At 48.0% G+C, this 13,024-nt stretch carries 11 protein-coding genes; 3 read left to right on the top strand and 8 right to left on the bottom strand.

The window, feature by feature from the left end; translation table 11 throughout:
• Nucleotides 1-19: 19 nt before the first annotated feature.
• Nucleotides 20-1,741, bottom strand: a complete 1,722-nt coding sequence (acsA, locus tag G3255_RS06880) for an acetate--CoA ligase (RefSeq protein WP_211653825.1) — start codon at nucleotides 1,739-1,741, stop codon at nucleotides 20-22.
• Nucleotides 1,742-1,907: 166 nt separating this feature from the next.
• On the opposite strand from acsA, the gene G3255_RS06875 reads away from it, so the two are divergent.
• From G3255_RS06875 to G3255_RS06865, 3 genes are read left to right on the top strand one after another with little or no spacing between them, the layout of a single operon-like run.
• Nucleotides 1,908-2,540: a GNAT family N-acetyltransferase gene (locus tag G3255_RS06875; RefSeq protein WP_211653824.1), complete on the top strand. Its 633-nt coding sequence runs from the start codon at nucleotides 1,908-1,910 to the stop codon at nucleotides 2,538-2,540.
• A 19-nt stretch (nucleotides 2,541-2,559) separates the two neighbouring features.
• A complete protein-coding gene (locus G3255_RS06870; protein ID WP_058381120.1) occupies nucleotides 2,560-3,198 on the top strand; it encodes an acetoin utilization AcuB family protein in 639 nt (212 codons plus the stop codon).
• On the top strand, nucleotides 3,174-4,349 hold the full coding sequence (locus G3255_RS06865) for an acetoin utilization protein AcuC (RefSeq protein WP_442757073.1): 1,176 nt from the start codon (nucleotides 3,174-3,176) through the stop codon (nucleotides 4,347-4,349). Before G3255_RS06870 ends, G3255_RS06865 begins: the two co-directional genes overlap by 25 nt.
• Nucleotides 4,350-4,470: 121 nt before the next feature.
• Here the strand turns inward: G3255_RS06865 and ccpA are convergent, their stop codons facing one another.
• From ccpA to G3255_RS06830, 7 genes are all read right to left on the bottom strand, one after another.
• On the bottom strand, nucleotides 4,471-5,469 hold the full coding sequence (gene ccpA, locus G3255_RS06860; protein WP_211653823.1) for a catabolite control protein A: 999 nt from the start codon (nucleotides 5,467-5,469) through the stop codon (nucleotides 4,471-4,473).
• A gap of 195 nt (nucleotides 5,470-5,664) precedes the next feature.
• Nucleotides 5,665-6,750, bottom strand: a complete 1,086-nt coding sequence (locus G3255_RS06855) for a bifunctional 3-deoxy-7-phosphoheptulonate synthase/chorismate mutase (RefSeq protein ID WP_211653822.1) — start codon at nucleotides 6,748-6,750, stop codon at nucleotides 5,665-5,667.
• A gap of 248 nt (nucleotides 6,751-6,998) precedes the next feature.
• Nucleotides 6,999-7,328 carry a bacillithiol system redox-active protein YtxJ gene (gene ytxJ / locus G3255_RS06850; protein ID WP_211653821.1) on the bottom strand — a complete coding sequence of 110 codons (330 nt, stop codon included), beginning with the start codon at nucleotides 7,326-7,328 and terminating at the stop codon, nucleotides 6,999-7,001.
• 17 nt (nucleotides 7,329-7,345) lie between these two features.
• Nucleotides 7,346-8,191 (bottom strand): YtxH domain-containing protein, encoded by an 846-nt coding sequence (locus G3255_RS06845; RefSeq protein WP_211653820.1) that lies wholly within the window; start codon nucleotides 8,189-8,191, stop codon nucleotides 7,346-7,348.
• Between the two features lie 36 nt (nucleotides 8,192-8,227).
• Nucleotides 8,228-8,722 carry a DUF948 domain-containing protein gene (locus G3255_RS06840; protein WP_211653819.1) on the bottom strand — a complete coding sequence of 165 codons (495 nt, stop codon included), beginning with the start codon at nucleotides 8,720-8,722 and terminating at the stop codon, nucleotides 8,228-8,230.
• 190 nt (nucleotides 8,723-8,912) lie between these two features.
• The gene (murC, locus tag G3255_RS06835) at nucleotides 8,913-10,226 is read right to left on the bottom strand and encodes a UDP-N-acetylmuramate--L-alanine ligase (RefSeq protein WP_211653818.1); all 1,314 of its coding nucleotides are present in this window, start codon (nucleotides 10,224-10,226) and stop codon (nucleotides 8,913-8,915) included.
• A 154-nt stretch (nucleotides 10,227-10,380) separates the two neighbouring features.
• A complete protein-coding gene (locus G3255_RS06830) occupies nucleotides 10,381-13,023 on the bottom strand; it encodes a DNA translocase FtsK (RefSeq protein ID WP_211653817.1) in 2,643 nt (880 codons plus the stop codon).
• Nucleotide 13,024: the final 1 nt, after the last annotated feature.

Here is a 13,024-nt window from a genome sequence, read left to right as displayed (position 1 = left end):
AAATGCAGAGGGGCTTTTTCTAATCTTCCATTGTGGATAAATCGCCAGTCGGCAGATCCAACTCCCAAGCTTTCAGTACACGGCGCATGATTTTGCCGCTTCGCGTTTTCGGAAGCTTGTCCTTAAACTCGATTTCACGCGGTGCTGCGTGGGCGGCCAGTTCTTTCTTGACGAACTGCCGAATGTCCTCGCTCAATTCATCGGATGGCTCGTAGCCTTCTACTAGCGCGACGAACGCTTTAATGATTTCCCCGCGCACCGGATCAGGTTTTCCGATGACCCCTGCTTCAGCGACTGCCGGATGCTCGAGTAGTTTGCTTTCGACTTCGAATGGCCCGACACGCTCGCCTGACGTCATGATAACATCGTCCACTCTTCCCTGGAACCAGAAATACCCGTCTTCATCCATATAAGCTGAATCGCCCGATACATACCATTCATCATTTAAGAAGTAAGAATCGTATTTTTGCGGATTGTTCCAGATTTGGCGCATCATGGATGGCCAGCCTTTTTTAATGGCCAGATTGCCCATTTGGTTGGCCGGCAATACCTTGCCTTGGTCATCGACAATCGCTGCTTCGACGCCAGGGATCGGTTTACCCATCGAACCTGGCTTGATCGCCATCGATGGGTAATTGCAAATGACTTGTGCACCAGTTTCCGTCATCCACCATGTATCGTGGATCCGTTTATCGAAAACTTGCGCTCCCCATTTGACCACTTCTGGGTTCAGCGGCTCGCCCACGGACAAAACATGGCGCAATGTCGACAGGTCGTATTCTTTCACTAATGCATCCCCTGCGCCCATCAACATGCGGAACGCGGTCGGGGCGCTGTACCAGACCGTGACGCCAAAATCTTCGATTGCTTGGTACCAAGCATCCGGAGAAAAGCGCCCACCGAGAATGACAGTCGTGACGCCATTCAGCCATGGAGAGAACACACCGTAAGCCGTTCCCGTCACCCAGCCAGGGTCAGCGGTGCACCAATAGATGTCCTGCTCCTGGAAATCCAAAACCCATTTACCTGTCTGGTATTGCTGCACCATGGCGTATTGCGCGTGCAGGACGCCTTTTGGTTTGCCTGTAGAACCGGAAGTATAATGAAGCACTAATCCGTCTTCTTTTTCGAGCCATTCGACATCGAATTGATCCGAGCAGGAATCGAGATGCTTGAGCACATCAACGTGCCCCCCGCTTTCTTCGGCTCCTTCTGCCCCCACAAGGAAGATTGTCTTCAAGTTCGGAAGGCGGTCTTTCGGGATGCGCGGCAGCAATTCCGGTGTTGTGATAATCGATTTTGCATCGCTGTCATCCAGACGGTCATAGATGGCCCCTTCCATGAAAGCTTCGAACAACGGGCCAACGATCAACCCCATCTTAAGTGCGCCGAACATGAGGAAATATAATTCAGGAGAACGCGGCATGAAGATGAAGATGCGGTCTCCTTTCTCCAAGTCGGAATGTGATTTCAAGAGATTAGCCGCACGGTTCGTCATGCGTTTCATCTCATAGAATGTATAGGTTTCATGACGATGCTGGTCTTTATAATAGAGAGCGACTTTGTTTTTGCGGTCTGATTCAGCATGGCGGTCAATCGCCTCATGGGCCATATTGATTTTTCCCGTTTGGGACCAGCTGAACTCTTTTTCAACTTCCGACCAATCGAAACCCGCCGACTGCTCTTCGTAATTATGTAAGTAATGCTCTCCTGGTTTTGCTGGCAATGCTTCCACTTTCACCTAAATCACCCTTTCCCTTTGTTTCTCTATATTCTACATCAACCTGGAAGGGAAATGCTAATAATTTTAATTCTTTAGAAAATACGGTGTATTTATCCAAGCAACTTTCTTTTCCTTCTGCCCTTCATGTATAATGGAGCTAATTGCAACCACAGGCGGTGAAATGATGGAACATAAGAAGACGTATAATGCGATGGAATTGAAAACGAAACACGGGCCGCTCATCATCGAAGGACCGGTCCCATCAAAGGAATTGAAAGAGCTTGATTTCCATGAAGACTTGGTCGCTTTCCGCCCACCGGAACAGCAGCATAAAGCCATCACGGAAATTGCGGACTTGCCGGAAGGGCGCATTTTGATTGCGCGCGATCAAAACACGATTGTCGGGTATGTTACATACCTCTATCCGGACCCGCTTGAACGCTGGTCCGAGGGGAAGATGGAAAATTTGATCGAGCTCGGGGCGATTGAAGTCATTCCGAAATACCGCGGGACTGGCGTCGGTAAAGCGCTGCTGCAAGTATCGATGATGGATGATGCCTTTAATGATTTCATCGTCATCACAACTGAATATTATTGGCATTGGGATTTAAAAGGGACAGGGCTCAATGTATGGGAATATCGAAAGATTATGGAAAAGATGATGCAAGCGGGCGGTCTCGAATATTTCGCCACAGATGATCCGGAAATCAGCTCGCATCCAGCCAACACGTTGATGGCACGCATCGGTTCTCGCGTCGATCCAGAATCGGTCCAAAAATTCGACCAGCTGCGTTTCATGAACCGCTATATGTACTGATTAATGAAGGGGTGTTTGTATGCTAGTAGAAGAAATCATGAAGAAAGATGTTTTCACGCTGCGCTCAGACCAGACCGTCCAAGACGTACTGGATCTGTTCGAAGAAAAACGGATCCGCCACGCGCCCATCGTCGATGACGGGAAAGTTGTCGGCATCGTCACCGACCGCGACTTGAAAGATGCCATGCCTTCCATGTTCACGGTGTCTCCAAAAGGCGAACCATATAAAAAGAAAGTATCGGAGATCATGACCAAAAATCCGATGATTGCCCATCCGCTCGATTTTGTCGAAGAGATTGCCTTGCTGTTCTATGAACAGAAGATCGGCTGCCTTCCGGTCGTAAGCCAAAATGAACTCGTCGGCTTTCTGACAGAAACCGACTTGTTGTATACGTACATCGAATTGACCGGCGCACACCAACCGGGCTCCCAAATCGAAATTAAAGTCCCGAACCGTTCAGGCGCCCTTTATGAAGTGAGCAAAGTGTTCTACGAGCACAAAGTCAATGTATTGAGCGTACTCGTCTACCCTGACCGGGAAGACAATTCCAATAAGATCTTGGCTTTTCGTATCAAAACGATGAACCCCATTTCCATCATTGAAGATCTGCGTAAAGAAGGTTTCGATGTCTTATGGCCGAATCTCATGCAAGAATGAAAAAACACGCTGTCTTCATCTATTCAGAAGATCAATTGGGGTATAAATTTTCTGATACGCATCCGTTCAACCAAAAACGGCTCATTCTTACTATTGATTTACTCAGGGAAATGGACGCTCTTCCAGAAGAGTTGATTGTGCCTGCACGGACTGCGACAGATGAAGAACTATTGCTCGCGCATGACCAGCGCTATATCGATATCGTCAAAAAAGCGAGCCGCGGCGAAGTCACGCCAGAAGCCGGCGAAGGATACGGCATCGGTACGGAAGATACGCCAATTTTCGAAAACATGCACGAAGCGAGTGCGCGTTTGGTCGGGGGCACATTGACCGCTGTTGACCAAGTGATGGAAGGCAAGGCAGAACATGCCTTGAATCTCGGCGGCGGCTTGCATCATGGCTTCCGTGGAAAGGCGTCCGGTTTTTGCATTTATAACGACAGTTCAGTCGCCATTCATTATTTGAAAGAGAAATACGGCGCACGCGTCCTGTATATCGACACGGACGCCCATCACGGCGACGGTGTGCAATGGTGCTTCTATGACGATCCAGAGGTGTGCACAGTATCAATCCACGAAACGGGCCGCTATCTCTTCCCTGGCACCGGCAATATCAACGAGCGCGGAAGCGGCCAAGGCTACGGGACTTCATTCAACTTCCCGATCGATGCCTTCACGGAAGACGAATCGTTTCTGGACATTTACCGGACCGCCATGCGTGAAATCGTCGAACATTTTAAGCCGGATGTTATTTTAAGCCAAAACGGCGCCGATGCGCATTATTTGGATCCCTTGACCCATCTGAGCAGCACAATGGAAATTTACCGCGAAATCCCGAAGATTGCCCATGAATTGGCGCATGAGTTTTGCGATGGCAAGTGGATTGCGGTCGGCGGCGGCGGCTATGACATCTGGCGGGTCGTGCCGCGCGCCTGGTCGCTGCTATGGATGGAAATGAACAGCCATCCGTTGCCCCACGGGAAGCTGCCTGAAGCATGGCTCAAGCGCTGGCAGCCCGATTCCCCTGTACCCTTGATCGAGACATGGGAAGATCCAGAGAATATGTATAAGCCGATTCCCCGAAAAGAGGAAATCACCGAAAAAAACCAGCAAATGCTCGATAAGGCATTGTATATGATTCGCAACCAATAAATCACGGCTTATGTAGTCGGAATATTCCGCAGCTTAAATAAAAAAACCGCCCTTGCTTCAGGATTGGATTCAATCCCGTCGCAAGGGCGGTTTTCTATTGGCCAGCGGCAGCCACTATAGGCTACTCGTGTTTCGTCGACTGCCGTTCTTCGAGGCGGTAAGGCAGCACAACTTGGTTTTCTTCAATTTCTTCGTTGTTCATGTATTTTGTCAACAAACGCATCGACACCGCGCCGATATCATAAAGCGGCAGTGCCACAGCTGTCAACATCGGTCGTGCCATGCGAGCGAGCTTGGAGTTTTCATAAGTGATCACTTCCACATCTTCTGGAATCTTTTTACCGAGCGCTTCCACTGCATGGATGACGCCGATCGACATTTCATCATTGCTGACAAAATATGCTGTCGGTTCAATGGATTCCAACGTACTCACGGCTTCAAGGCCTTCTTCGTATGTGTTATTGCATTCGACGACAAGGCGCTCGTCATAATCAAGCCCTGCTTCCTTCAATGCATCCTGATAAGCTTTCAGCTTATGTTCACGGTTGATTTCAGAAGACAAGGGCCCTGAAATATAAGCGATTTTCTTATGGCCGCTATCGATGAATTTTTGCACGGCTTCATAGGCCGCCGCGTAATAATCGATATTCACAGTAGCGATCGATGCTGTATCATCGAGCGACCCTGCCAATACGATCGGTGTCGGGGAACGTTCCATCTCCTTGCGCAATTCATCGGAAATCACATCGCTCATGAAGACGATGCCATCCACTTGCTTGCCGAGCATCGTTTCAAGCAATTGAAGCTCTTTGTTCGGGTTTTGATCAGAATTGGACAGGATGATATTGTAGCGATACATTGTCGCGATATCTTCGATGCCCCGTGCCAATTCAGAATACGTGCTATTGGATATATCCGGTAAAATGACGCCGACCGTTGTTGTTTTCTTGCTCGCCAACCCGCGAGCTACGGCATTCGGACGATAGCCGAGTTCTTCGATCACTTTCAGTACTTTTTTTCTTGTGGCTGGTTTTACATTTTGGTTGCCATTCACTACCCGGGATACGGTAGCCATGGAAACATTTGCCTCACGTGCCACATCATAAATCGTAACGGTCATTTTGCTCCCTCCTGTTCCATTCTTTCATTCAATGATACGATAACCGCTTTATGAATATCAACTCTTATTATGTAATGCAGCAGCACTTACCTGGAAAGTTCATTAAACTGTCCATCTTTAAATACTTATTCCATGACCTTTTCCCGCTGCCTGGCTTTTAAAACACAAAAAAGCCGGAACGAGTCCGGCTTTTGCTCATACTTTCAATTCGTACTGCTTCATGAATTTCATCAATGAATCGTAGTATTCATCGAATTGCGGCAAACTCATTTGCTGCTGTGCGTCAGAAAGTGCGACTGCAGGATCTGGGTGAACCTCTGCCATCACGCCGTCAGCTCCGATGGCGATTGCCGCTTTAGCTGCAGGCAATAGCAAATCGCGACGGCCAGTAGAATGCGTGACATCTACGAATACCGGCAAATGCGTTTCTTGTTTCAAGATCGGCACCGCGGAAATATCCAGCGTGTTGCGCGTCGCTTTTTCGTATGTGCGGATGCCCCGCTCGCAAAGGATGATTTGGTCATTTCCGTTGGCGATAATGTATTCAGCTGCTTTGATGAACTCATCGACCGTAGCAGACATGCCGCGCTTCAATAGCACCGGTTTGTTGATCTGCCCTACAGCTTTCAATAGTTCAAAGTTCTGCATATTACGTGCACCGACTTGGACGACATCCACATAATCCAGTGCTTCTTCCAAATGATGCGGTGTAACAATTTCAGATACCACACCCAGCTTGTACTGGTCAGCTGCTTTTTTCAGCATCTTCAAGCCTTCTAAGCCCAAGCCTTGGAAATCATATGGCGATGTACGCGGCTTATATGCCCCGCCTCGGATCAGTTTCAATCCTTTGTCGCTGATAGCTTGTGCCACTTGGTCAACTTGCTCTTGCGACTCAACAGCACATGGGCCGAAGATGAATGATGGTGCGCCTTCGCCGATGTTCTCGCCGTTGACGGAAACGATCGTATCTTCCGCTTTTTTCTTACGGGAAACGAGAAGTGCTTTGCGGCTATCCTCTTCTTGCATATCGAGTGCCGATTTGAAGATTTCCTTGAAAATATGGTCGACCGTCTTTTGATCGAGTGGACCATTGTTATTGTCTTTCAATAGATTAAGCATGTGACGCTCGCGTAATGGATCGTATTTTGCAGCACCTTGCTTTTCCTTGATTTTCCCGATCTCTTGGATCACAGAAGCTCTCTCGTTGATAAGAGAAAGAATTTGCAGGTTTACTGCATCCACTTGTTCTCTAAGCTGTTCCAATTCTGTCTGACTCATTCTACACTTCCCCTTTCAAGAGTGACCCTATAATAGGTGTCATATTAACACGATATGACCATTATAAGCAAACTATTCAGCAAAGTCACGAGATTTGTTTAGCGATTCAACGCGCTAAAGCGTTTTCGCTACAGTTATCGAAGCTAGAATGTACTCGCAGCGGGGTTCACAGCCTTTATAGAAAATATTTTTTCCATAGAAAAACGGATGGAACAAGTCCATCCGCGTTTCCTGTTTAAGCATTTGGGCTAGGCGATGAATTCCTCCATCGCTTTGCTTTTAATTTTGTTATGGCTTGCATGCCAGTCAACCTGCTCGCTGGCAAAATGGAAGAGTTGAGGAGACTCATGGCGAACCCCAGTAATTTCTTCAACTGACGTCGAAAGTTCTTTATCTTCCTGGACGACTAGATAAAGGAATAGCTGATGGGGATGCAATGAGGCATACTCTGAATATTCTTTCCATGCGCCTGCTGAAATCGGGCAAGTGCTGCTATGCTTGAGGAGCCAATAATGCTGTTCATTGCCGACCGCTTGCTTAAGCTCATCCAAGTTTCTTACATGTACAAAGTTTTCCATTTCAACCGCTCCCAAAATTAATTCTTTTTGTTCTGATTGCTTTGTGAATTAGAAGACCCCTTTGCATTTGAAGATCCTTGTGAATTAGAAGACCCTTTTGCATTTGAAGACCCTTGTGAATTTGAAGAGCCTTTGGCATTTGAAGACCCTTGTGAAGATGTAGAGCCTTTAGCGCTTGAGGAAGATTTTGCATCAGCTGAACCTTGAAGGCTTGCAGATGCATTTGTACCTGCTGATGTCTTCGAGTCGTTATGGCTTGATTTGTTTTCTTCCTTCACTTCTTCAACCGCTTCTTTCAAAGCATTAGCTGTAGATGTGAACGCATCGTTTCCGGCTTTGTCGCCGTTATCTACTTTGTTTTGTACTGTTTCCAGCAATTCTACGCTTTCCTCGCCTTCAGATGAAGCGGTACCGTCATCCATCGGTGAATTGCTGCCTTTCATGTTCTTCACTTTATCGACCACTTTTGTCGACTGCTCTTTCAATTGCTGAGTGAAACCAGGGCCGTCATTTGAATCGCTTGTGTCTTTCGACTGTTGCGCTTTTTCTTTGATAGTAGTCGCTTGTGTCTTTAAGTCAGCTTGCAACTCTTTGCCTGCTTTAGGCGCGAAGAACAATGCTGCCGCCGCTCCGACAAGACCGCCGACGATCATGCCTGTTAAGAAGCCTGATCCGCCGTTCGATTCTTCGTAATCGTATAGATCGTCATAGCGGCTTGATGAACCGTATGATTGCGGTACGTATTGGCTTTGTTCGTATTGTCCGCCTTGGTCGCTGTATTTGCCGCCTTGCGTATAATACTCGCCATTGTACTGGGATTCATTATAATCAGGTTTCGAATAAGTATTTTTGTTTTTTCCCATTGTTCATTCCTCCATTATATTGGTGATTTGATGGTATTAGTACTGATCGCTGCTGCCTGGCAATTTCTTCTGGCCAGGAACCGGCGTGTATTGCTCTGTGCTGCGTGTTTGATATACTTTGCGCTCTTTCCATTTATCAGCAATGCCCATTGCAACATTGCTCCACTGGACCACTTGAGCAATTTTATCTTCGTTCTGCTCAACTTGCACGCCGACGCGTGAAGTGATGTGGCGTACTGTAGAGTTCAGGTCTGTTACGGAGTTTCCGACGCCTTTAACTGCATCGACAACCCCATTCAATTTCTCTGATTTGACTGTGATGTCTTCTGCAAGTTCGTTCGTCTTATGCAATAAGTTCGTCGTCTCCAACGTGACTCCCTGCAATTGATTCTCCAGCCCTGAAACAGTGCCGGAAACCTCTTTCAATGTGTTCTTGAGTGAATTCAAAGTCATCGCCAGCGCTACGCATAAAACTAAAAATCCAACAGCAGCAACAATCGCGGCAATGTAAAGCAAGATTGACCAATCCATTTCTGTTTCCTCCTTCGGTTTAGTTAAATTTTGTATACCTATTTTCTACCCTGCCCTATATGGGTTTAAACACGCCACTAATTTATTATTCGGCAAAAGCTTTTAAATGCCCTCCCACTTCGCCGAATATTTTTATGTTCGTAATGACTTTTTTATTCACCAAAAGAAAAAGCCTAACCATATGTAATGGTTAGGCTTTTTTCGGTATGGTCAATACTTCTTGATAGGCTTGCTGGAATTTCGTTACATCTCCAGCTCCCATGAAAAGGTATACTGCGTTATTGTGGATAGTTAGTTTTCCAATGTCTTCCAATTGAAGGAGCTGGCTGCCTTCGATTTTTTCCTGAAGGTCCCGGATCGTTAAAGTACCCGCTTCTTCTCTTGCTGAACCGAAGATATCACATAAATAGACATGATCTGCTTCCTGCAGGCAATCAGCAAATTCCTGGAGGAAGGTCTGGGTGCGGCTGAATGTATGCGGTTGGAAAATCGCGATCAGCTCGCGCTCAGGATATTTCTGACTCGCCGATTGCAAAGTGGCACGGATTTCTGTCGGATGATGTGCATAATCATCGATCAGCACACGGTCATCGATGACCGTCTCCGTAAAGCGACGCTTGACGCCTTCATAGCTCACGAATTGGCGCTGGATGATATCCGCCGGGATGCTTTCATACTGGCAAAGTGAAATGACAGCGAGTGCATTCAGTACAGCATGGTCGCCGTACATCGGAATGGTGAACGTATGGAAGAATTCGTTACGGATAACGACATCAAACGTCGTGCCTTCCGTCGTTTTGACGATATTACGTGCCTGGAAATCATTTTCCTCACCAAAACCGTAATAGACGACCGGAACCGGCGCTTGGATTTGCTGTAAATATTCGTCATCTCCGCAAGCGATGATACATTTCTTCACTTGCTGCGCCATTTCCTGGAATGCCTTGAAGACATCGTCAACGCTGCCGAAATAATCGGGATGGTCGAAATCGATATTGGTCATGATCGCATAATCCGGGTGATACGCCAAGAAATGGCGGCGGTATTCGCATGCTTCCGCTACGAAGAAATGGGAATTTTCCTGGCCCGACCCTGTTCCGTCACCGATTAGGTAAGAAACTGGCTTATAGCCGTTCAGCACATGTGCCATAAGCCCGGTCGTCGAAGTTTTCCCGTGTGCGCCGGTGATGGCGACCGATACGTATTGCTTCATCAAATCGCCAAGGAATTGATGGTACCTGATGATGGTCGCGCCGCTTTCACGGGCTTTGACCAGCTCTGGATGTTCGTCGTTAAATGCATTCCCGGCGACGATTGTCATGTCCTGCGAAATGTTTTCGGGATCGAAAGGCAAAATCGTGATGCCTCTGTCTCGCAGCCGCTCTTCCGTGAAGAAATGCTGCGCGATATCAGAACCTTGTACCGACTCGCCCATATCATGCATGATTTGGGCCAGCGCGCTCATGCCAGAGCCTTTAATGCCCGTAAAATGTAATACTGTCATAAATGAACCTCCTGTGGGAGTGGAAAATTAGTCTAGTCAAACCGCCGATGCGGAATCAATAGCTGGGTAGTTTTTCACAATGCTCCGATTATATCACAAAGTATAGAGGCACTGAAATAATCAATAATTCCTGTAATTCTGGCGGCTTCTAGGTTCAACGGAACACTTCTTCGATATCGCTTTCCGTAATTAGCACCGTTCTCGCTTTGCTGCCGTTCTGTTCGGAGATGAACCCGTACTCTTCGATCAGGTCCATCAAGCGCGCGGCCCGGTTATAGCCGATATGGAATTTCCGCTGCAACAATGAAGTCGAGGCGCTTCCTTGTGACATGATAAACCGGCAGGCTTCCTCAAACAAATCATCCTGTTCGGCAGGCGACTGGCTGCGCTGCATCAATTCCTCTTCTTTGAAAATATAATCGGGCTCTCCTTGCGCACGGACATGGGCAATGACTTTTTCGATTTCATCATCCGTCACGAAAGTTCCTTGCAAGCGGTTCGGTGCGGCCATGCCGTTCCCCAAATACAGCATGTCCCCTCGCCCAAGCAAACGCTCTGCTCCTTGGGTATCTAAGATCGTCCGGCTGTCCACTTGCGACGAGACAGAAAAAGCGATGCGCGTCGGAATGTTGGATTTGATCAAGCCTGTGATGACGTCCACAGATGGGCGTTGGGTAGCAATTACCAAATGGATTCCGCAGGCACGTGCTTTTTGGGCGATGCGGCAAATGGAATCTTCCACATCCGAAGGCGACATCATCATCAAATCGGCCAATTCATCGATGACGATCAGGATATACGGCAGATGTTGTGCCGGCTGTCCTTTGTCATTGACCATTTTGTTGTAACGATCCAAATCGCGGACCCCAGTATGGGCGAATAGCTGATAACGACGTTCCATTTCTTCCACTGCCCATTTCAAGGAAGCGGTCGCTGCCTTGACGTCTGTGATGACCGGGCTGACCAAATGCGGAATATGGTTATAAGGAGCTAACTCGACCATTTTCGGGTCGATCAAGAGCATTTTCAAGTCGCGCGGCGAGGATTGGTACAGCAGGCTGATGAGCAGCGAATTGATGCATACGCTTTTTCCGGAGCCTGTAGCACCCGCGATCAAACCGTGCGGCATCTTGCGCAAATCAAGCGTAACTGGATTCCCGGCCAGGTCGAGCCCGAGTGCTGCTTCAAGCGGTGAATCCGATGCTTTGAAGTTCGGGCTTCCGATAACTTCCGACAAGCGCACTGCGCGGCTTTGGCGGTTCGGAATCTCGATGCCAATAGAGCTTTTCCCAGGAATTGGGGCTTGTATGCGGATATCCCGTGCCGCAAGCGCCAATTTCAAGTCGTCGGCCAAGTTGCGGATTTTACTCACTTTGATTCCTTGCGCGACACGCAGCTCAAAACGGGTGACGGCCGGCCCTTGCACCGTTCCGACAATTTCCGCCTTGATCTGGAAGTGGGACAAAGCTTCGATTAGGCGATGGCCCTGTTCTTCCATCCATGTTTCATCTTTCAAGTCGTTCTCAGGCTCTAAGAGATACTCTTGCGCGGGCAATTGATAACCAGCATGGCTTGAATCAGTAAGATTTGCTGGTTCAGCTGCGGTTTCCTCTATTAATGCCGTTTTTTTTTCCGCTATCGGAGCTTGCTGCTGTTTCGGCAAACGTTCTTTATCCGATTTCAACATCAACACATTGAATGGCACTGTTCGTTCTTTTTTGCCTTTATCCTGTGTTTTCGCCTGCGGCAATACTGGTTTCGGATCCGGGCTATGTATATGGTCTTCACGCTCGGATTCCGGCTTTGCAGTTACCGCCGTGTTTTCATGCGCTTTTGATTCCGTTACAGGCGGTTCAACAATTGCCGTTGGGCCGCCTTTGCCTGTGCCTTCCTCGAAGACTTCGCCATTTTCTTCAGGGTTGCCAGCATCCGCCAACTCATTTGAAGGCTGTTCTTGATCGGCTGTGCGGTATACCGTCACTTCCGCTTGTTCAGATTCTTGTTCAGGCGTTTTTTCAGGTTCTTGGTCAACTTTTTGGTTTTTCGGCAATAAATCCTGAAGGCTGCGGTCTGCCCATTCATAATGCGGTTCAGGCTTTTTTTCCACTTGCTGGTCTTCTTCCGCTAATGCATTCTCATGTGGTTTTTCACTGGCAGATGCCGTTTCGGGAGCCTGCTCTTTTTGTTCTACAGGCTTATACACCGTTGTTTCCATAGTGGAATTCGGTTTTTTCGCCTGTGGCAACCGATCATCGCTCTTCTTGTACAATTCTTGCAGGCTGCGCTGCGACCAATCGTTTTTGCGTTCAAGTTCGGCTCTCTTTTTCGCTTCCTGTTCCAATAATTCATCGATTGGCGCCGGACGGTCTGTAAATCCGTGCACCGGGGAAGCTACACGCGTCGGCTGGAAGCGCCGCGTCGTGTTGCCCGGCAAATCAAGGCCTTGCGGTTCAGCTGTTTTCGGCACATGGGGGCGTTTTTTCTTATTGCGCCCTGCATTTGGTTTCGGCAATTTACCACTCGGCTCCAAGGCATCGAGTTCGTATGGTTTTTCTTCCGTTTCTTTTAAAGGCGCATCAAAACGCGGCTTTTCTTCCCTTCGTTCAGGTTTACGGTTTTCTACAGGCATGCCTTTCGCTTCTTCATCAGAAATAAGCGGAAACCGGAACGGGGCCGGTTTGCTGTCCTGTGGTTTCGTCTGGGAATGCTGTATTTCCTCACTGTGCACAAACGGCTTTTCTTCTGTTTCCGTGTCTTCTGTGAACATTTTATTCCACATATTTTTCATCCAGCTCATC

The organism is Planococcus sp. MSAK28401 (genome assembly GCF_018283455.1).
GTDB lineage: Bacteria > Bacillota > Bacilli > Bacillales_A > Planococcaceae > Planococcus > Planococcus alpniumensis.
Note: the sequence above shows the minus strand (reverse complement) of the source record. Positions and strands in the feature narration are given on the sequence as shown.

Excerpts from the sequence above, each read along its gene's own strand:
- G3255_RS06830 (WP_211653817.1), bottom strand. The coding sequence starts at position 13,023 with ATGAGCTGGATGAAAAATATGTGGAATAAAATGTTCACAGAAGACACG.
- G3255_RS06870 (WP_058381120.1), top strand. The coding sequence starts at position 2,560 with ATGCTAGTAGAAGAAATCATGAAGAAAGATGTTTTCACGCTGCGCTCA.
- G3255_RS06855 (WP_211653822.1), bottom strand. The coding sequence starts at position 6,750 with ATGAGTCAGACAGAATTGGAACAGCTTAGAGAACAAGTGGATGCAGTA.
- G3255_RS06840 (WP_211653819.1), bottom strand. The coding sequence starts at position 8,722 with ATGGATTGGTCAATCTTGCTTTACATTGCCGCGATTGTTGCTGCTGTT.
- G3255_RS06875 (WP_211653824.1), top strand. The coding sequence starts at position 1,908 with ATGGAACATAAGAAGACGTATAATGCGATGGAATTGAAAACGAAACAC.
- G3255_RS06845 (WP_211653820.1), bottom strand. The coding sequence starts at position 8,191 with ATGGGAAAAAACAAAAATACTTATTCGAAACCTGATTATAATGAATCC.
- ccpA (WP_211653823.1), bottom strand. The coding sequence starts at position 5,469 with ATGACCGTTACGATTTATGATGTGGCACGTGAGGCAAATGTTTCCATG.
- ytxJ (WP_211653821.1), bottom strand. The coding sequence starts at position 7,328 with ATGGAAAACTTTGTACATGTAAGAAACTTGGATGAGCTTAAGCAAGCG.
- murC (WP_211653818.1), bottom strand. The coding sequence starts at position 10,226 with ATGACAGTATTACATTTTACGGGCATTAAAGGCTCTGGCATGAGCGCG.
- G3255_RS06865 (WP_442757073.1), top strand. The coding sequence starts at position 3,174 with ATGGCCGAATCTCATGCAAGAATGAAAAAACACGCTGTCTTCATCTAT.